General features: G+C 62.7%; 20 protein-coding genes. 10 read left to right on the top strand and 10 right to left on the bottom strand.

Annotation, left to right across the window (positions count from 1 at the left end):
• The 4 genes from CQ12_RS45235 to CQ12_RS25145 form a co-directional block, all read left to right on the top strand.
• Positions 1 to 211: hypothetical protein (locus CQ12_RS45235; RefSeq protein ID WP_198164257.1), on the top strand; the 211-nt coding region annotated here is incomplete at its 5' end.
• 62 nt (positions 212 to 273) lie between these two features.
• Positions 274 to 504, top strand: coding sequence for a hypothetical protein (locus CQ12_RS25130; protein ID WP_057837990.1), 231 nt, complete (start codon positions 274 to 276; stop codon positions 502 to 504).
• Between the two features lie 46 nt (positions 505 to 550).
• A complete protein-coding gene (locus CQ12_RS25135; RefSeq protein WP_083519476.1) occupies positions 551 to 2,509 on the top strand; it encodes a S8 family serine peptidase in 1,959 nt (652 codons plus the stop codon).
• Between the two features lie 307 nt (positions 2,510 to 2,816).
• Positions 2,817 to 3,962: a hypothetical protein gene (locus CQ12_RS25145; RefSeq protein ID WP_057837993.1), complete on the top strand. Its 1,146-nt coding sequence runs from the start codon at positions 2,817 to 2,819 to the stop codon at positions 3,960 to 3,962.
• 48 nt (positions 3,963 to 4,010) lie between these two features.
• Here the strand turns inward: CQ12_RS25145 and CQ12_RS25150 are convergent, their stop codons facing one another.
• From CQ12_RS25150 to CQ12_RS25170, 5 genes are all read right to left on the bottom strand, one after another.
• On the bottom strand, positions 4,011 to 4,751 hold the full coding sequence (locus CQ12_RS25150) for an ABC transporter ATP-binding protein (RefSeq protein WP_057837994.1): 741 nt from the start codon (positions 4,749 to 4,751) through the stop codon (positions 4,011 to 4,013).
• Complete coding sequence (locus CQ12_RS25155) at positions 4,748 to 5,986, bottom strand: ABC transporter permease (protein WP_057837995.1); 1,239 nt, start codon at positions 5,984 to 5,986, stop codon at positions 4,748 to 4,750. The genes CQ12_RS25150 and CQ12_RS25155 overlap by 4 nt, the downstream gene beginning before the upstream one ends.
• Before the next feature lie 5 nt (positions 5,987 to 5,991).
• Entirely contained in the window at positions 5,992 to 7,200 is a 1,209-nt protein-coding gene (locus tag CQ12_RS25160) for an efflux RND transporter periplasmic adaptor subunit (protein WP_057837996.1), read from the bottom strand.
• Positions 7,201 to 7,215: 15 nt separating this feature from the next.
• Positions 7,216 to 7,992 (bottom strand): tetratricopeptide repeat protein, encoded by a 777-nt coding sequence (locus tag CQ12_RS25165; protein WP_198164258.1) that lies wholly within the window; start codon positions 7,990 to 7,992, stop codon positions 7,216 to 7,218.
• A gap of 285 nt (positions 7,993 to 8,277) precedes the next feature.
• Positions 8,278 to 9,318 (bottom strand): serine hydrolase, encoded by a 1,041-nt coding sequence (locus tag CQ12_RS25170; protein WP_057838006.1) that lies wholly within the window; start codon positions 9,316 to 9,318, stop codon positions 8,278 to 8,280.
• 339 nt (positions 9,319 to 9,657) lie between these two features.
• On the opposite strand from CQ12_RS25170, the gene CQ12_RS46650 reads away from it, so the two are divergent.
• Both CQ12_RS46650 and CQ12_RS46655 read left to right on the top strand, forming a co-directional pair.
• Complete coding sequence (locus tag CQ12_RS46650) at positions 9,658 to 10,101, top strand: class I SAM-dependent methyltransferase (protein WP_245310123.1); 444 nt, start codon at positions 9,658 to 9,660, stop codon at positions 10,099 to 10,101.
• Entirely contained in the window at positions 9,992 to 10,429 is a 438-nt protein-coding gene (locus CQ12_RS46655; protein ID WP_245310127.1) for a hypothetical protein, read from the top strand. Before CQ12_RS46650 ends, CQ12_RS46655 begins: the two co-directional genes overlap by 110 nt.
• 178 nt (positions 10,430 to 10,607) lie before the next feature.
• Here the strand turns inward: CQ12_RS46655 and CQ12_RS42695 are convergent, their stop codons facing one another.
• Positions 10,608 to 10,874, bottom strand: coding sequence for a hypothetical protein (locus tag CQ12_RS42695; protein WP_157088486.1), 267 nt, complete (start codon positions 10,872 to 10,874; stop codon positions 10,608 to 10,610).
• 177 nt (positions 10,875 to 11,051) lie between these two features.
• Here CQ12_RS42695 and CQ12_RS25185 point away from each other — a divergent pair, with 177 nt between their 5' ends.
• Positions 11,052 to 12,056: a glycoside hydrolase family 3 N-terminal domain-containing protein gene (locus CQ12_RS25185; RefSeq protein WP_057837999.1), complete on the top strand. Its 1,005-nt coding sequence runs from the start codon at positions 11,052 to 11,054 to the stop codon at positions 12,054 to 12,056.
• Positions 12,057 to 12,697: 641 nt separating this feature from the next.
• The gene (locus CQ12_RS25190; protein WP_057838000.1) at positions 12,698 to 13,318 is read left to right on the top strand and encodes a response regulator transcription factor; all 621 of its coding nucleotides are present in this window, start codon (positions 12,698 to 12,700) and stop codon (positions 13,316 to 13,318) included.
• A 106-nt stretch (positions 13,319 to 13,424) separates the two neighbouring features.
• Here CQ12_RS25190 and CQ12_RS25195 read toward each other — a convergent pair whose 3' ends face one another.
• The 4 genes from CQ12_RS25195 to CQ12_RS25210 all read right to left on the bottom strand — a co-directional run bounded on the left by CQ12_RS25195 (position 13,425) and on the right by CQ12_RS25210 (position 15,627).
• Positions 13,425 to 13,670 (bottom strand): hypothetical protein, encoded by a 246-nt coding sequence (locus tag CQ12_RS25195; protein ID WP_057838001.1) that lies wholly within the window; start codon positions 13,668 to 13,670, stop codon positions 13,425 to 13,427.
• 221 nt (positions 13,671 to 13,891) lie between these two features.
• Positions 13,892 to 14,284, bottom strand: a complete 393-nt coding sequence (locus tag CQ12_RS25200) for a response regulator (RefSeq protein WP_057838002.1) — start codon at positions 14,282 to 14,284, stop codon at positions 13,892 to 13,894.
• Between the two features lie 280 nt (positions 14,285 to 14,564).
• The gene (locus CQ12_RS25205) at positions 14,565 to 15,290 is read right to left on the bottom strand and encodes a Crp/Fnr family transcriptional regulator (RefSeq protein ID WP_057838003.1); all 726 of its coding nucleotides are present in this window, start codon (positions 15,288 to 15,290) and stop codon (positions 14,565 to 14,567) included.
• A 43-nt stretch (positions 15,291 to 15,333) separates the two neighbouring features.
• A complete protein-coding gene (locus CQ12_RS25210; protein ID WP_157088487.1) occupies positions 15,334 to 15,627 on the bottom strand; it encodes a hypothetical protein in 294 nt (97 codons plus the stop codon).
• 1,025 nt (positions 15,628 to 16,652) lie between these two features.
• Between CQ12_RS25210 and CQ12_RS25215 the strand changes: the two genes are divergently transcribed.
• A complete protein-coding gene (locus tag CQ12_RS25215; RefSeq protein WP_057838005.1) occupies positions 16,653 to 19,097 on the top strand; it encodes a flagellin N-terminal helical domain-containing protein in 2,445 nt (814 codons plus the stop codon).
• Between the two features lie 258 nt (positions 19,098 to 19,355).
• Positions 19,356 to 19,714, top strand: a 359-nt coding sequence (locus CQ12_RS25220) for an Hpt domain-containing protein (RefSeq protein WP_197423961.1), incomplete at its 3' end; no start/stop codon positions are given.

A 19,714-nucleotide genomic window follows, 5' to 3' on the forward strand; every position in this document is an offset into this window, starting at 1 on the left:
GACCGGCCTGGATATCGGCAAGCAACTGGGCATTTTCAGTGCCGGCCAGCCCGGCTTCCAGCCGGCGGCAGAAGCACCGCCGACGGACATGGAGCTGCAGAGCTTCTGGAGCGTGCTGAAAAAGATTGGCCAGGGTGCGCAGACCGGCTTGGATATCGGTCGCAAACTGGGCGTCTTCGATGCCGGTCAGCCCGGCGGCACGATGCATTAGACCTGACGGCGAAGGGCGGACGCAAGTCCGCCCTTCGCGCAGCAGATGGGAATGGAGCCTAGATGGCGGATCCAAACGCGCCGCAGGAATTCATCGTGCAAGGAGAGCCGGTCAAATCCGGTCAGCTTGCCGATCACTTGAAGCGCGAACCCAGCGTCAAACGGGTCGCGCAAATAGCGCCCGACGTCGTCATCCTTTCCATGACGAACACGCAGGCCAATCGCCTCAAATCGGCATTCACCACGATCGTGGTGGAGCCGAACTCAACGCTGAAGCAATTCGACGCCGACTGATTTCGGTGGGCAAGCCATAACTCGCAAAACATCAAGGAGGCCGCATATGGCCGCACGAAGCAAGTCAGGAACACCGGGCCACAGTGATCATGATGAAACGGCCGACGCCGCAGCAAGCGATAACGGCGCGCCGGCTGCATCGGCGTCAAATGGCGGAGGTGCGACGGCCCCACCATCAGGGCAGGAGGCCGCAACGATCGCACCGCGCCCGGCGCAATTCATGATCGCGCCGCAGCAGCAAAGCGGAGTAGCTACCTTCAGTGCCGATTTTGTGGTCCAGCAGCTCACCAACAGTCCCGACATCGAGGTGGTGAAGACGGTGCAGCCGCCGCGCCTGTTCGGATTTCAGAGCGCGGAACTTGGACAAGCGCCACTCAGTCCGCTGGTACTCGCCCGCATGGCGCCCGACAAGGCCAAGCTGTTGCAGACCCAGGCGGGAACACGTCTGGCGGTGGAACGCGATGAGCGGCTGAGCTACATGCTCGACCCGACCACGCCGCAAATGCCCAATCCCGGGGTGCTCACGCCGTTGGCGGATGGCTTCTCGACGACGATCGAGGTGCTGGGCCAGACCGGCCCGCTGTCGGACGCCGAAGTCTATGTGTTCGGCAGCATGTGGCCGACACAGGGTGTCACCGACGCCGCCGGCCGCGTCACGCTGAGCATTCAAGGCGAAAGGCCGGATACGATCCGGTCGATCCTCGTCAAGGCGAAGGTCGACTACTGGACTTTCTGGCTCGATCGCCCGCAGCTCGTTCCCAATAGTGTCAACCGGATCGTCGTGAGAGCCCTCGCTGCGTCGCTGCGCGACTTCCCCGGCCGGCAGTTGATGGGCTGGGGTGAGCGCGCGATGGGTCTTGATCGTGTGCCCCCGGGCTATGATGGCGCCGGTGTGAAAATCGCGGTCATCGATTCCGGCACGGCGCCCACCCATCGCAATTTGCGCGGCGTCACGCGCGGCACCAGCATCGTCGGCAATGATAAAATGGCCTGGACCGTCGATACGATCGGTCACGGCTCGCATTGCGCCGGGATCATCGCCGGCGGGCCGGTCCCCGGCGGTGGCGGCATTCGCGGCTTCGCGCCCGCGGCGGAGATCCATGTCTGCCGAATCTTCCCCGGTGGTCGGTTCAGCGATCTGGTCTCGGCGCTCGATTACTGCATGGAGCAGGGCATCGACGTCGCCAACATGAGCCTGGGTGGCGGCGAGCCTTCGAAGATCATCGAGGATCGCATCGTTCGGGCCAAGCAATTGGGCATGGCCTGCATCATCGCGGCCGGAAACTCCTCGGGGCCGGTACAGTTTCCGGCTTCGACGCCGCATTGCCTGGCGGTCGCTGCGATGGGCAAATGGGGCGAATTCCCCGAGGACAGCTACCATGCGCAGCAGGCGTTGGATGGCTTCCGGAGTCGCGACGGATATTTCCCGGCAAAGTTCAGCTGCTTCGGGCCGGAGATCGACGTCTGCGCGCCCGGCGTCGGCATCGTCTCGTCGCTCCCGGCTGATGGCTTCGGCGCATGGGACGGCACCTCGATGGCGACACCGCACGTCACGGGCCTGGCCGCGCTGGTGCTGGCGCATCACCCCGACTTCAAGGGTGCGTTCCAGAATCGCGACGGACGCCGCGTGGAGCGGCTGTTCCAGATCCTGAAGGAAACAGCGACGCCGCTGCAATTCGGTGATCCAAACCGTACCGGCGCCGGATTGCCGAACGCGATGCGGGCGCTGGGCCTCGAAACGGGCGTCGCCCCGGGCGCCGCCGCGCCTGTAGCCGATCCCTCGCTGGATACGCTCCGTCGTCTGCTGGGACTGGCGCAGGTCGACGCACCGAGCATGATTCCGGCCGGTGCAATGGCGCCGCAGTCCGCCCAGCCGATGCAGAACGGTGCGAGCCACGTCGCGCGCGGTCCGGCCCAAACGACGGGCGCGACATCAGCCCCAACCATGATGGATCCCAACCCGGCGCAGATTCGGGAGATCATGCACAAGGTCGGATTGCTGTAACGCTAAGGCCTTGGGTGTTTGCCGTAATGGGGCACAGCTGCAACTGCAGCTGTGCCTCGCGCACGTCGGCATGAACATAAGCCGCACGAGCGCGCGGACCAGAGCCGTTCGTGCGGGCGCGTTTGCCGTGCAAGTGCTCGGCGAGAATCCAATCGAAGCATCTGGGATCGTCGTGCAGGAAGGATGCGAGCCAAATGCCCTCGTCGACTTCGTCGCGCACCCTGGAATTGCAGCGCGAAACCTGCGAGATTTGATTGTATAGGATGTCAGGTCAGGCAGCCTCAATCTCTCGACGTGTTAGGAAATCATGATCATTCGAGCCTTTATCAGACGCATGCAAAGCACCATTTCGGCTTTGCAAGGTCGGAGGGCCGAAGCAGGCCTCGCGCGTCCGCTGTCGACGCTCGCTGGCTTGCTCTTCCTCGGGGGCGCCACCGTTCTCCCGGCCCCGGCGTCCGCCATCGAACCCGAGCACCCGGGCCATGAAGCCTTTCTGACACGTGCTGTCTTTGCGGACGGGCGCCTCTGGATTCTTTCGGATGCTGGCACTCTCTCGTCCGTCACGGAGGGGCAGGACACACGGGTTGTAGAAAAGCTCCCCGAAAAGGCCTTCGACCTATGCGTGTTCGACCGGCATCCGATGGTGATCACTTACACGAACGGCAGCGGCTCTGAATGGACGCTTCGCCGGCGTGCCGAGGGCGCATGGTCCGTCGCGGCCACGATAAAGGCAGAGGGCGACCTATTACTCGCTATGGATTGCGCCGCGAACCGGGTCACGCTCCTGACCACGCGCCGACTTATTGACCTCGACGGCAACAGACAGAGTACGGTGACGCTGTCCGAGCCGCTGAACGGCGGGCTGGTCAATACACCCCATGGAACGCCCGACCAATTCTTCGTCGGTATCAATGTCGGTGAATGGGGCGGTGGATTGCGTCGCATAGATCGGCATAGCGGCAAGGTTACAGTGATTGAGCACAACGCGACCGGAGAGTTATGCGGGGGGCCACTCAATACGGCGTGCGATCCAGTCAATGGTATCGTCTCGGTGCCCTGGAAACCTGGCTGCATTGCCGCCGCAGTCGGCCTCGTTCACTTTCGGCCGCACGGTCGCGTGGTCGAGGTTTGCGGTGATCAGGTGAAACGGCTTTATTACAAACCGTATCGTGACAAGCCTTCAGGTGGCAGTACCAAGGACGATGAGCCTTTCAGCGCCGTAGCCTTCTTTGGGCTCGCTCGTGACGTTGATACTCTATGGGCGGTCGGTATCGACGGCATTTACCGCATTGGTCCGGACGGTACCGCCCAAATCGTTTCGCTACCGCGCTTCAAGAAAATCGGGGGGATCAATTTGAGTTTCGATTTGCCCGAATTCGTTCTTGTGCTCACGAACGTCAACCAGCGCCGTTCTATCAGCGGAGCCGTGCCCATCCTCGTGCCACGCAGATAGACGATTGCGGGAGTGAGCAGCAGCCTCTTCTTGTCGATGGCGCCCTGTTCACGCGTGCGAGATTTCACACGGCGCGATGGACGGCGAAACCAGCTCAGCTCCGCCCCGCTCCGTAATCTCGGCGATCTTGCCGTCGACGATATGGACGCGGCGGTCGGCGCGGGCGGCGAGGGCCGGGTCGTGGGTCACCACGATCACGGTCTGGCCGTTGTCGGCGATGTCGCGAAGGATCGAGAACACCTGTTCCGTCGATTTGGTATCGAGCGCGCCGGTCGGCTCGTCGGCCACGATGATCTCGGGGCGGTTGGCCAGCGCGCGGGCGATCGCGACGCGCTGGCGCTGGCCGCCGGAGAGCTGGTTGGGACGCTTGTTGGCGTGCTCGGCAAGCCCGAGCGAGCCGAGCAGCGCAAGGCCGCGCTCGCGCATCGCGCCTTCGGCCATCACGCCCGCGGCGCGCATCGGCAGCAGCACATTGTCGAGCGAGGTGAACTCCGGCAGCAGGAAGTGAAACTGGAACACGAAACCGCATTTGGTCAGGCGGACATCGGCGCGCTCGGATTCCGACAGTTTCGAAGTCGGCTGGCCGCAGATCATGATCTCACCCTCGCTGGGAGCGTCGAGCAGGCCCAGCAGATAAAGCAGTGACGATTTGCCAGATCCCGACGGCCCGGTGATGGCGACGAATTCGCCCTTGTTCACCGCCAGATCGATGCCGTTGACGAGGGTGTGAGAAACATCGCCTTCGATGCGACGAACGAGATCTACCGCCTGCAAGGCAACTTCGGTCATGACGCTCCCCGGATGATTTCAACTGGATGAACCCGCGTTGCCTTGCGTGCCGGGAAGTAGGCCGCGCCTGCGCAGCACAGCAGCGATATGGCGCCGACGACCACATAGTGCATCGCTGAATAATGGATCGATATCGGCGTGGTGGTGCCCGTCAGCGGACTGAAGATCGTGATCTTCGACCAGCCGTAGCAGAGCAGGTAACCCAGGACCCAACCGAACAGGATGCCGACAATGCCGATGATGGCGGCTTCGATGATGAAGATGCGTCGGACCGCATATTCGCGCATGCCCAGCGACTTCATGATCGCGATGTCCTGCCGTTTCTCGTGCGTGATGGTCGAAATGATGTTGTAGGTGGCGAAGGACGAGGTCAGCAGCATCGCGCCCATCACCGTCAGCACGATGAAATCGCGCACGGTAAAGGATGACAGCAGGTCGGCATTGGCTTCCTGCCAGGACACCGACTTGTAGCCGGTCTGCGCTTCGACCTGCGCGGCGACCTTTTGCGCCAACATCGGATCGTTCAACCGCAGCCGTAGCTGGTTGACGACGCCGTTCTGCCCCATCATGACCTGCGCCGGCCCCATCAGCGAATAGATCTGGCTCTCATCGACGCGCTTCATGCCGGAGCGATACAGCCCGGCCACCGTCGAATTCAATTGAATGCCCTGGCCGCCAATCAGGAGAACGGTGTCACCGGCTTTCACGCCGAGTTTCTCGGCCAAAGCCTCGCCCATGATGATGCCGTTCGGCGCACGTGAGAGGTCATCGATTTTTCCCTCACGCATTTGCGAGGCGAGTTTCGAGACTTGAACCTCACGGCGGGGGTCAATGCCGGTCAAGGTGATGCCGATGCGCGCGCCGCCGTGATTGATGATCGCGGTGGTCTTCGCCGAGGGAGCTACGTCTCCTGGTATCCAGGAGCGCAGCGAATTCATCACCGTCTCAGGATATTTGATGCCGGGACGTTTGCTGACATTGGCGATGTCGGCCATCTGCACCGCCCCATATTCCTGCTCGGCAGGCTGCGTCGGCACGGAGCGCCGCTCATCCTCGATCGTGATATGCGGCATGGTGTCGACAAGCTGCCGCAGGAAGTCGAGCTGCGAGCCCTGCATCAGGCCCGCCATCATGATGGTGAAGCCGACGCCCATCGACACGCCGGCCATGCCGACGAGGGTCTGCCGCACGCGGGTGCTGACATGGGTCCATGCGATGTTGAATATAAGCTTCACGGCGACTACCGGCTGTTGCTGATGAGGTTACGGCGCGCGTCGTTGACGACGGAATCGATGTGGGCGGTGATAGCTGCCGAAATCACCGCATCATCCGGGTCCGCACGAGCTGTAGTGGCGGAGGCGACGACGTCGGCCTCGGGCGTCGCGGCAGGCTGATCGGCCGGTTCACTCGCGGGCGCCGGTTCCATTGCCCTGGTCAGGCTGCTGCTGTCGATGCGAATCCTGGCGCCATCGGCGAGATCGATGCGGGCGGGCGAAAGCACTGATGTGCCCTTGGACAGATCGCCGATGACCTCGATATTGCGGTTGCCGCGGATGCCGACTTTCACCGGCACGCGCCGGATCCGGCCGTCATCGACCGTCTGAACCGAATCGCCCGCGACGGCTTCGGCCGGCACGACCACCGCTGCCTGCTTCTCGCGGAAGATGATGTTGACCTCGACCGACATGCCGATGCGCAGCGGCGTATCCTGTGGCAGTCGCAGATAAACCCGGAAGGTCTTGCGGGTCGGGTCGCCCTTCGGCGTGATCTGGGAGACGTTGGCGCGCAGCGCCTTGCCGGGAAACGCCTCGCTGCGCAGAAAGGCCTTCTGGCCGGCCGCGATCCGGTTGATCTCCTCCTCGTTGATTTCGGCAACCACATGCATCGGGGCCGGCGGTCCGACCGTGAACAGGACGTCGGTGGGGCCTGCGATCTCGCCGACCTCGCCGTCGCGCCGCAACACCATGCCGTCGAGCGGCGCTCGCAGCACCAGCGAGTCGAGCCGCACCTTCTGCGCGGCGATCCGCGATTTTGCATCCTCGAGCTTGGTCCAGCGCTGCTCGTATTCGGTCCGCGTGGCGTCGTTCTTGTCGCGATCCTTCTCGGCGCGCGACAGGTCACGTTCGAGCTGGCCCCGATTGATTTCCATCTGCTCCAGCGCGCTGCGCTCTTCGGCGTCGTCCTGGCGGCCGAGGATCTGGCCTGATTTGATTACCTGTCCCTCGCATCGGCACAGCTCGACCAGGCGGCGGCGCTGCAGCGGCACCACCTTGGCCCAGCGCTCGGGCTCGACGGTGCCCGTGCCGTAAACCGCTTCGGAAACCGGCGCGAGACTTGCGATGCTGGTGGTCACCAGCGGCGCATGGAGGAAATGGGAATAGGCGTAATAGCCGGCCCCGGCCGCAGCGATCGTCAGAATGCCGGTTGCGATGAGATGCTTCAATTTCATGGCGCGTCCTGTCAATCAGAAGCCGAACCGCTTGCGCAGACCCGAGGGAACCTGGTCCATCAGGTCACGAACATCGTCTCTCTTGGCGTTCTTCGCCGGAGTTGCCGACGAGACCTTGGGTGATGCCGGCAACGTCGTGACGTTGGATGGCACCGGCTGCGCGATCGCCGCCGCCGGCGCGGTTGCGGGCGCTGGCTGCACGGCCGCTTGTGCAGGCACTGGTGCCGGTGGAGGCGCAGCCGCCAGTTGGTCCGACGCTTCGTCGCCAGCCCTTTCGATAATTGAAGCCTTGTTCGAAGCCTTGACCGAATCCCTGGTGATGCCGGCAACCCGGACGGCGCGCCAGGCTCTTGCAGCCACCACGGCGCGGCCGATCTCGTCGCTCGTCATCTTCTTCATCAGCAGCGACATCAGTTGCCGCGCGCCGTTGCGGTCCTCGTCGAGCTTGCTCGCGGACGCGACGATATGGGCCCAGCTATAGGCCTTTACATTATCCTTCGGTGTGCCGCGCCCGCTGGCGTAGAGGCCGGCAACGATCAGCATGGCGTGGGCGTGTCCCTGGTCGGTCGCGCGCGAGAACCAGCGAAATGCCTCCTGGTCGCTGCGCGGACGGCCGACGCCCGCTGAATAGAGTGCCCCGGTATAGAACTGGGCCTCATCATCGCCCGCCTGCGCCGCCTGTTCGTAGCGATTGGCCATCTCACGATCGGACGCGGAGTCGGCAAGCGCAGCAGCGGGGAGGCCGGTCAGCACGGTGAGGCAACAGGCAACAACGACGGCTGCCCGTTTCATGGATTGGAAACTGGAGATGCGCTGCATCGTACACGCTTTCAGCTTGGTTCTGTTACGCCGGAAAGTCGTCGAGCGGCCAACGCGGGTAGTCCCCCCACAGCGCCTCTCGTGAACTGAACCCTAGCTCACTTGCGCGGGGGCAAATGTGCGGCCTGTCACATATTGCGTTTGTTGCTGTCGGAACCCGGTTTTCTTCGTCAGTTCCGGCCGACCCGCGCCGGCCTGAGGAAGGCAATGCGCATCAAGGATGCGGCACCTCGCGCGGGAATCGAATCCCTCAGCCTGCTACCGCGCCAACGCCGGGAGGATGTGATAGCGGCCGATCTCATGAGAAAATTCGCCGCGGTTCACCAGGAGAAGCAAGCCGATCCTTTGCTTCGGTACCAGTCCGACATAGGCGGACGCATTGTTGAGGCCGCCCGGTTTGTCGACGATGTCAATTCCGCTGAAAGTGATATTTTCCCAGGCCATCGCTTGCCCGAACTGCTGGTCGATACGGAATGCCTCGCGCTGGGTCATTCGCAAGGCCTCGCGTAACTGCGGATCGGCCACGTTGCCGTCGATGCAGGCCGCCATGAAGGTGGCGAGGTCCCGCGCAGTCGAGAACATCTGTCCGGTGCCCGGGAAATCGAAATAGCCCTGCTGGTTTCCGGGAGCGCCGATCGGCGTGCCCAGCTCGGAATAGCCCTGGACGGTTTTTTGCAACAGTTCCGGCGGCATGATCGCATGGTTGTCCGGCCCGCGTTCCGGCATCACCGTGGAATGCATGCCGAGCGGCGTCAGAATGCGGGTTTCGACAAGCTGTCGGATCGGAACGCCATAGCGACGCTCGAGTGCGAGCTGGAGCAGGACGTAGCCCGCATGCGTATAGATGCGCTGCTTGCCGGGCGCATCGCCGGCGTGCGGCGTCCAGGCGTTGAGCATGCCGATGAACTCAGCCAGCGAATACGAGGCGTTTGGCCACGGCGGATGATCCGTCGGCAGCAACAGACCGGATGTGTGGGTCGTGAGCTGGCCGAGTGTGACCCGACCGATATAGTCGCCGTGCAATTCGGGAACGTATTTGTTGACGGGATCGTTCAGGCTCAATTCGCCGCGGAGTTCGCCGAGCGCGACGAGCGTGGCCTCAAACGGCTTTCGCACCGAAGCGACATTGAACAGCGTGTCCGACGTGACGGGCCGCTTCCCGGCCTCATCGGCGAAGCCGAAATTGAAAAACTGTATCCGACCGGCGACGTAAGCGGCGGCGGCGACGCCGCCCGGATGGTCGGCCGTCGTCAGCGGAGCAAGGTTCTCGGTGACGATCTCTCTTACATGCGCGTCCATCTCAGGATCCGCACGAATGGCCTGCGCCCCGCCGAGCAGAAGTACCAGCGAGAGACCCAGAGCTGCGCTTGAGCGGCAAAGCCACGATCTCGTTGAAGCCGCCGCCATCCGGACCTGCATGCGAAATTGCCACACGCGGGCAAATGAGCCCGCGATCTGAAGGTTGACTATCGGAAGCCCGCGTAGGGGAAAGCTAGAAAACCGCGGCGCAAGAGCCCAATCACTTCAAGCGGGGATCCGTGCACGATTGTTTGATCATGCCGGGCTTTACGCGCTTCCTCCGCCAAACGTGATCCGCGCAAGCTGGTCACGTCCGGTGCGACGCCACAGATTTCCGGCATGGGTCGTTTCGCCACAACCGCCGCACTGTACGCGCAATTTCGTCCACCCTATCCGCCCGAATTCTTCCGGGCTGTCGCGGAACGTCTGAGACTTGGCAAGCAGCATGCTGTGATCGACCTCGGCACGGGGCCCGGCCTCATCGCTCTCGGCTTTGCCCCGTATGTCGGACGGATCGTGGGGGTGGATCCGGAGCCGGCCATGGTCGAGGTCACAGGACGGGCCGCGGCTCGCGCAGGCCATGAACTTGCGCTGATAGAAAGCGCGGCCGAGGCGCTGCCGCGCGACGTTGGATCGTTCGACGTCGTCACGATCGGTCGCGCGCTGCACTGGAATGGATCGCGACCTCATTGGTCCGCTCCTGGAACGGCTGGTCGCTCCGGGCGGCGTGGTTCTCGTCTGCTCGGCGCGCTCCGCGGCCGATGGCCGCAACGGTTGGCTTGAGGCATATGATGAGGCGCGACGATTTTGGTCTGGGGCGCGGACAGACCACAGGCGCTATCGTTCCGATCTCGCGGCCATTCTTGCCGGCACACGATTTCACCTTGGCGAGCCGATCGCGGCAGAAAGTAGCCACGAACTAAGCGCAAGAGATTTGGCCAGCCGCATGCTCACATTCTCAGGTTCTTCGCCCGCGGTGCTCGGCAACAAGGTCAATGCAATGCTGCACGATGTCGAGCGGCGCCTGCTTCCTTTCAGCCGTGCCGGATTGCTGAAGGAGGTTGTTATTGCGCGTGCGGATGTTGCGAGCACGCCTCCGCGAGAGCGCTAGCCGCGGGTGTGCCGGGTTTGCCCCGGATTTGCAGACGTTATGGAGAATTTGCGGGCGCAGGCACAGCGGGTGACTTCGGCGTTGGCACGCGCAATTTGGTCCCGGAGCCGCGCGACATCAGACGTATCGAGAAGCTCGCCCGAGCGAGGCCCGGACGAGCTTTTTCTTCGGTTACGAATCAATAGACGTAGCAGACGTTGACCCTGCCGTAGGGGGTCCACTTCCAGCAGCTGTTATAAACATGGAAGTGAGGGCGGAAATGATGGTGATGGCCGTGCCAGTGGCCGTGGCCATGTCCGAAATGACCATGATGGTGATGGCCGTGACCGTGGCCATGACCATGGCCGTGACCACCGGCGAAAGCCTGGCTCGGGATCGTCAGAGATGCCGCGGCCAGCGCCAGAGCGCCGATAGCGGCCGGAATGATTTTCGTGATGCTAGTCATGGAGAGTCTCCTGGGCGTCGTGTGCAGCGCGGGGATCGCTCTGCCTTGCTGCAACCATAGGAACTCTCCTCGCGGCGCAATGTGACCAACGTCACGCACGGCCCGGTGACCGGCGCCTCATGGCGGGGTCCGCTGATTTACCAAACCGGCCGCACCTGAAATGCGATACGTAAGGCCATGCGCATCGGCGAGCTCTTCATTCTCGGCTTCTTCGGCAAGTCCGTTCCCGATTGGCTGAAGCAATTCGCCACCCGCTACGGCCTCGGCGGCGTCATCCTGTTCGACTATTCCTGCCGGACGCAACGATACGACAACAACATCTGTTCACCCGAACAGGTGCAGCGCCTCTGCGCGGAGATTTCGGCGCTGCCGTCGGAGCCGATGGTGTTCATCGATCAGGAGGGCGGCCTGGTGCGGCGGCTGAAGGAAGGCCGCGGCTTTGCGCCGTTGCCGAGCGCCAAGGAATTCAACCAACTCGCGCCGGATCACAAGCGCGCGCTTCTCACCGCGAGCTTTGCCGAGATGCGGCGGCTCGGCATTCACTATGATTTCGCGCCTGTCATCGACGTCGACTACAATCCCGATAATCCGAACATTGGCAAGATCAAGCGTTCCTATTCCGCTGACATCGCGGAGGTGGAAGCCAATGCGCTGCTGGCAAGCGAGGTGGCGCGGGCGCAGCGCATAGGTCTTTGCCTCAAGCATTTCCCCGGCATCGGCGGCGCGATGGTGGATTCGCATCAGGACTTCATGGATATTTCGGATACGCTGCGGCCGGAGCAGGAAGAGCTGTTCTATTCGCTTGCGTCAAAAATGTTCGGCGATGCGGTGCTGGTCAGCCACGCGATCGTCAGGCAATGGGATCGGGAGCGCCCGATGACGCTGTCGGCGGCAGGGCTCGGCCGTTTGCGCAAGCGTCTTCCGGATACGCTCCTGATCACCGACGACATGCAGATGCAGGGATTGCAGAAGGCGCTCGGCACGAAAGAAGCCACCCTGCAATCGCTCAAGGCGGGCATGGATATGCTCTGCATCGGCAACAACCTGTTCGATCAGGAACAGGAAATGGCCGCAGTCGCCGAGCACATCGGTGAAAGCCTGCGCGATAGAATCCTGTCCGCGTCGGCGATAGAGCAATCCATCGCGCGGGTTGGCCGGCGGAAGGCGCTGTTGACGGCCTGACGCTTATTGCTGCTGCCTTTTCGTGCGCCGCGACGCTGCGCCAGCCCGTAAATCGGAATCGATCAAATTGGCGGCATGAGCCGGCGTCTTCGCGGCCGGTTGTGAGGCAATTCACACCCACGCGAAAGCGTTTGCGCTAATCCGCCCTGAAGCGTGGCCCGCCCAGCCAGCAAGGATCGAACCATGACGACGCGGCGGATGGCCTATTGGTGGTTCAGATTTGTCCTCTCGGGACGATTTCTCGAGAAGTTCCTCAAGCTGCGCCGCTCTTGATTGGGCGCCGCGACGGCAGCCGTTCCGACACTTGAGCCGAAGATCGCGGGCGGACGTCGTCGCCGGGAAGGGCACGGCGGCATGTCCGCGGGGCGCCGGTTCGGACGCCGGCCGGCCCGGAAAGCGGACGAAAGCGGTTGTGATCCATTAACAAAGTAAATGAAGGTACCGTGAAAATACGGGGCGGAAGCGGTCCAATTCTTAAGAGCGATTCACGCCATTTGGTTCAAGACGGCCAGCTTCCCTGACGATTTCGCGCAATTTGGGCAGATTCACTTCTTTCCGCTGCTGGCATTGCTGGATTTCTCCGTATTCTTACTGTGCCCGAAATTAACCATGATAAAGGATGGAACCGATAAAATAGTTATATGTCAGGACAAGACCATCGAGCCGCTGATTCGCACTTCACCACGTGGATGGAAAGCGTCACGCCCTTCGAAGAGAGCTCTGACATCGTCCAATTGTCCGCTGCGCGCTCGCGGGCCGCGGAGGAGGCGGGCGCGGCGATTGCCCGGCAGTTGAACGGGCCGCTGACGGCGTTGCTGCTCTACATGAATGAGATCAAGCAGCACAGCCACCAGTTTTCTCAGTCACCCGGCAACCGGCTCTATCTGCAGCGGGTGGTGGAGAACGCGCTTCAGCAGACCGAACGTGTCTGCGCCCTGGTGAAGCAGATGTCGGACAGTCATCCGGCGGCCACCTCCGATGTCCTTTGCAGGCAGGCAGGCGAGGGTCAGGTCCGCCGGCCCGCGGATGGCGCCCGCAAGCCGGGCCAGGCGCTTGCGCTGGAGTCCGGCCAGAAGCCACTGACCAAGCGCGAGCGCGAGGTGCTCAGCCTGATCAGCGAGGGTTGCTCCAACAAGCAGGGCGCCCTGCGGATGAACATCAGCCCAAGGACGTTCGAGAGTCATCGCGCCGAGGCCATGCGCAAGCTTGGCGCCCGCAATACCGCGGATCTGGTTCGCAAGGCGCTGCTGCAGCCCGCCTGATCTTTCCCGACGCAATATCCGTGAAGCGCGGCTGAGCGCGCGGCCTCAAGCTATCGATGTGGGGTAGTGGACATGCCGGCGATCTTAAGATCGCCCGTTCAGCCGTTCAGCAGAGGTCTTCCATGAAGGGACGGCCGCGGGGCGCGGGCCGCAGCGCGGGCGTCGGCCTGGGCTCTTCCGGGATGATCGTGATGGTCCACGCCGCCGGAACACTCGACTTGTTTTCCACGATGGATCGAACGTGGCCGGTAACCGCCGATCCGGCCGCGCGCACGGTGGCGGTCCTGCCATTGAACTGCGCGATACGGAAACGCCGCACTTCTTTCTGATCGCTCGTTTCAAACGTGAACATGAGGGGACTCCTTCGTCCACGCAACTATCCTCAGTCAACGTTATCCGGAGGTGAAAATCTCTAACCGTAGAAGTACGGCTAACTGCGCGGCGGAGCGAACCGGCTCGGCTGTCGAAAGGGATTCTCGTGAGGAGCGCCGCATGCATGTCGTGGCATCGGCATCGAGGAGCACGAGCGGATGCAGGCGCAGCCTTGCGGTTGGCGGCGCCTTTCGAGCGATGTCAGCCGGCTGCGTCCGGGAATACTGCTTCCATCTTGGTCTTCAGCGTCGCGGCGTTGAACGGCTTGACGATGTAATTGTTGACGCCGGCCTTCTTCGCAGCAATGACGTTTTCAGTCTTGGATTCCGCCGTGATCATGATGAAGGGCGTCTTGGAAAATTCAGGGCTGGCGCGGACTTCCTTGAGCAGGTCGTAACCGGTCATCGGCTCCATGTTCCAGTCGGAGATCACGAGGCCGTATCGCTTGGTCTGCATCTTGGCGAGCGCGGCCGATCCATCGCTGGCCTCGTCGACATTCTCGAATCCGAGCTGCTTGAGAAGGTTACGGATGATGCGGATCATGGTGCTGTAGTCATCGACCACCAGGATCGGCATCGACAGGTCAAAAGCCATGTTTTACTCCGCGCAAGCAGCAAGCCGCCGAACACAGGTGAATGCGCGTTGCACGCGAAAGAGTCTCGATTGCCTTTCGAACCCGCACCCGTCAGCACCGTGACAACTATCAGGGGTCGTTGAACAGCGCGTTAATTCGGGACCGGCGGAAACGCCGCAGGGCCGCGATTAGCGTAGTAATACGGTGAGATACCGCGGGAATGGCGCAATCATTGCGCGCAACGGTACTGCGATGCGTATCACAGATCGGGCCGCAGCGGTCGTCGATCGCGGAAAGCCGTCATGCGGCCGCGCAGTGGATGCGCGGATGCAGCAGCCGCGTGTATTGCGCCTTGACCGTCGCGTAGCACTCGCAGGAGGTCTTGATCAGGCCGTCCACATTGGTGATTTCGATGTGCCCGCGGCTGTAATGGATGAAGTTTGCATGCTGCAGCGTGTTGGCCACCAGCGAAACGCTGTTGCGGCGCGCGCCGATCATCTGGGCCATCGCTTCCTGGGTCAGGACGATCTTGTCGCTGCCGGAGAGGTCGCGCGTATGCAACAGGCATCGCGCCAGCCGCGATTCCACCGTGTGCGAGGCGTTGCAGCCTGCCGTCTGCTGGATCTGTGCATAGACGGCGAGGCCGTGCCGTACCAGTTCGGTGCGGAACGTCGTGCTCTGGTCGGCTGCGATCCGGAGTTGGTCGAGATCGATCGTCGAAGCGGTGCCGGGCACCAACACCACGGCGCTGTTGAGCGCAACGGCGTCGCCAAGCGCGGAGAATGCACCGAAGATGCTGTCGCGACCGATCATCGCGACCTGGACATGCTCGCCGCGCGCCAGCTTCACGACCAGCGAGATAACGCCCTTGTGCGGAAGATACGCGCGCTTGAGCGCTTCGTCGACTTCGACCAGGACCATGTCGGGACTGAGGTCGGCGGCGCGGAGATGAGGACGAATCAACTCAAAATCGTCCGCGGTCAGCGAGGACAGAAATCCATTCGGAGAACGAGGGGCTGAATCCAAAACAGCCTCCTGCCTTACGGGCCAAGCCGGTCTCTGCTGCCTACTATCCGAAATGCAGGATGATCCTTGCATACTTCATTGGCAAGAAAAATTGCCAAAAGGACGCACAGGTTTGGCGCTGCCGCGCCTGCATCGCCAAGGCCTGCTCTTGCCGTGACAGGGTTTTCGATGCGCTGCTCTCGTCGATGACGCGAAAATCTGCAGCGTCCGGCCGTGCCCGAGATGCTGCGACGGGCGCTTTGGCCGGCGTTGATCGCGAGGGCTTCCCGACAAAATCGTGCGGATCAATGATCGCATCATCAAGGCGCCGCGGTCGGGCAAACGGAGATTCATTCACCGGCGCCCCGGCCAGGGCGAGCACCCTGTGACGGGCCGACGTTTCGTGGACGCCGCGATGCGAGCCCCCACCGCCGATGGGATCTGCAAGCAATCGATGCGGAGCGGGCGCGTCCCGGGGGTGCGTCAAAAGAAGAAGCTGGGGAGCCTTGGATCGATTGCGGCCGGGCGAGCGGCGAATCCGACCTTATGCACTGTAACGGGCAGACCGAGTGGCCCGGCGGCCTGAAGCAACCGGAACCGGCATGGAAGAAATACGGCAAGGCTGGCGGCGCCGCCGTCGGGGGGCTGTCAAGGCCGGATTTCCTGCCGCATGGCGCCCGAACTCGGTTGCCGCGCGCTGCCTGTGCAAGCCGTTCACGGCCAAGGGCGCTGTTGGCGGTCGTCAACGAGTGCCTCGCCGAAGCGCGAGCCCGCTTCAGCGGTATTGCCCGGTCGAATGAGCCAGGCGCGCGGAAGATTGAGGCAGCGGGCCCCCCACGTTCTTCTTTAGATTTCGTTAACCATACCCAGGTCGCACTGATGACTGAGGGGATTCTCTTTTCACCAGCACGACAGCGTGCCTTGCCAGCGAAGCTGAAAGTGGCCCGAGACAGGAAGCGAGTGGCGGGAGCGTAAGGTGAAGGGCCGAAAGAGCGGCGTCGAGATGGAGGTGGCCAAGCGCGGAGGGCAGATGCTTGGACTTGCTCGTATCCTTCGGCGCAAAAGCCCAAAGGGTTGTTCATTGCGACGCGCGGTTGCTGAGCTGGCAAAGGCCGGCTCCATCGCCGCAGCGCGCGAACGCAGGCGCCCACTGCGATCGAGCGCATGCTCGGAGAATCTTGATTTCGTCACTCCCGTCGCATCGTCCGTTCCGACGGACTGCCGCTTATCCATTCGTTAAGCAAGCCGCGATACCGTTACCGTACCAGTACGGGTCTCACCCCGTTCCATAGAATGTGAGCCTGCGCGTTGAGGCCTTGTTAAATTCTGGCGGGTATCGATGCGACGGTCAAAGAATTGACCTCAAACCCAGAAGGAAACGACATGTCCGGTATTGTTCTTTCATCGTCGGTTCGCCAGAACCTCCTCTCCCTGCAGTCCACCGCTGATCTGCTCGCCACCACGCAGAATCGCCTTGCCACCGGCAAGAAGGTGAACTCGGCCCTCGACAACCCGACCAACTTCTTCACGGCGTCCTCGCTCGACTCGCGCGCCAGCGACATCAACAACCTGCTCGATGGTATCGGCAACGGCGTGCAGGTGCTGCAGGCTGCCAACACCGGCATCACCTCGCTGCAGAAGCTGGTCGACAGCGCGAAGTCGATCGCCAACCAGGCGCTGCAGACGCCCGTCGGCTACGTCAAGTCGAACGCGACCAGTGCGACCTCGAGCGCAACCGCTTCCGACCTGCTTGCCGGCACCCCCCAGGTGAATAGCTCGGTCAACGGTTCGGTCCAATTCAACAACGTGTCGCAGATCTACTCCGCGACCCCCGGCGCTGCTGGCGCCGTGCGGAACAACAACCACCTCGGCGCCTACATTGCCGGCACGACCGGCGCAGGCACCCCGGTCCTGAACGACAACACCACCACCGCCGCGCCCATCACTGCCGCCACCGTCATCTCCGGCGCCGCGGGCGCTGGCTCGGACAACCTTTCATCGCCCCCGACGGTCGGCGAAACGATCGTTGTCAACGGTACCACCATCACCTTCACGACCGCGGGCACCGGTCAGCAGGACGCGACCCACATTCGTCTCGACGATACGGTCGGCGACTTGCTCACGGCGATCAATACCGCTTCGGGCGGTTCGTCCAGCATCTCGGCTGGCGGTGCGATCACCCTGACGGGCAGCACCACGGCTGACCTGGTCATCAGCGACACGGGCGGCGCGCTTGCCTCATTCGGCCTGACCGCCGGCACCTATGCTCGTACCAACGCTGCCACCACGCCTGCCCCGGTCACGCTTGCGACCCGGCTGGCCGGCGCCGCCAGCCCGACCTCCGACGCGCTCGCTACCGCGAACCAGTTCACGACCTCGGACACGATCGTCGTCAACGGTGTCACGATCAACTTCTTCGACTCGGGCAATTCCGTTCCGCAACAGGGCCCGACGACCGCGACCCAAAAGTATATCGATCTCGCGAGCGCCACGCTCAACACGTTGAAGACCGAATTCGATGCCGCGAGCGGCGGTACCTTGACGGTGAGCGGCACGGGCCAACTCACCATCACGACGGGTACGGCCGCCGACGTCACCGTCGCCGGCTCCGGCCTGGCCAAGCTCGGCCTCGCCGCGGGCACCATCACCCGTACCTCTGCTCCGGCGACACCGGCTCAGATCACCGGCGCCACCACGCTGAAGGGCAATGTCGGCTCCAACTCGCTGACCAGCAACTTCACGTCGGGCGACCAGATCGTCGTCAACACCAAGACGATCGCGTTCTACGACTCCACCCTTGGCGAAACTGCCGGCGTTGCCGCCAACACCACCTACCTGGACCTCTCGACCGCGACGGTTGCCAACGTCCTGACCCAAATCGACGCTTACAGCGGCGGTACGGGTTCGGCCGTCAGCGGCGGCCGCGTGACGCTCAATGCGGGCACCACGGCTGCTCTCGCCATCAGCGGTTCGGGTCTGGCCAAGCTCGGCCTCACCGCCGGCACCACGGCCGCGAGCACCCCGGCAAACCCCGGCCTCTCGGGCAAGACACTGACCATCGGCTCGACCGGCGGCGGCGTTGCCACCAACATCACCTTCGGCTCCAATGCCGGTGAGGTCTCCGACCTGAACGAACTGAACGCGGCGCTGGCGGCGAACAACCTCCAGGCTTCGATCAACACCACCGGCCAGATCACCCTGACCACCACCAACGCGGCCGCTTCGTTCAACATCGGTCTGTTGGGCGGAACGGCTACCGATCCGGGCGGCGCTTTCGCAGGCGTGGCGGTCGTCAACGCGGTTGCGGATCCGAACTCGCAGGCCACGCGCGCCAGCTTGGTTGCCCAGTACAACCAGACCATCGAGCAGATCAAGACCACCGCGCAGGACTCGTCCTTCAACGGCGTCAACCTGCTCAATGGCGATACGTTGAAGCTGACCTTCAACGAGACCGGCAAGTCGACGCTGACCATCTCCGGCGTCAACTTCGATCCGGCTGGCCTCGGCCTCTCGTCGCTGGCCCAGGGCACCGACTTCATCGACAACTCGTCGACGCAAAAGGTGCTGACTGCGCTGAACAACGCCAGCTCGTCGCTTCGTTCCCAGGCTTCGGCCTTCGGTTCGAACCTGTCGATCGTGCAGATCCGTCAGGACTTCTCGAAGAACCTGATCAACGTGCTGCAGACCGGCTCGTCCAACCTGACGCTGGCCGACACCAACGAGGAAGCGGCCAACAGCCAGGCGCTGTCGACCCGCCAGTCGATCGCAGTGTCCGCGCTGGCGCTGGCCAACCAGTCGCAGCAGAGCGTGCTGCAGCTGCTCCGCTAAGCGGGACGACAATCTCAACGATAAAGGCGGCGGGAGAAACCCCGCCGCCTTCTTCGTTTCAAAATCGCTGAAGCCGCGATGGCGGCATATCCGACGCCTGTTTGCACGAACGATGTTCCGCAATCGGCGCGGCGCATGGCTCATCAAATTATTCACCATCTCCGTATTAGCACGGACCGTGAAATTAACGCTGCCGTGAAACCCGAGGGTTACTTTTTCAGAAGGCCGATATCCGATTTTTTTTGAAGGCGTGCTCATATGGATGACCTGTTGCGGGAGTTCCTGACGGAGACCAACGAAAGCCTGGATACGGTCGACAATCAGTTGGTGCGGTTCGAGCAGGACCCGAGCGACGCGAAGATTCTCGATAACATCTTCCGTCTGGTCCACACCATCAAGGGCACCTGCGGCTTTCTAGGCCTGCCGCGGCTGGAAGCGCTCGCCCATGCCGGCGAGACGTTGATGGGCAAATTCCGCGACGGCATGCCGGTGAAGGCCGAAGCCGTGACGCTGATCCTGTCCTCGATCGACCGCATCAAGGAAATCCTCGCCGGCTTAGAGGCCACCGAGACCGAGCCCGAGGGCACCGACGAAGACCTGATCGAGAAGCTGCATGC

Origin of the sequence: Bradyrhizobium jicamae (genome assembly GCF_001440395.1) — a bacterium.
In the GTDB taxonomy this organism is placed as follows: Bacteria; Pseudomonadota; Alphaproteobacteria; order Rhizobiales; family Xanthobacteraceae; genus Bradyrhizobium; species Bradyrhizobium jicamae.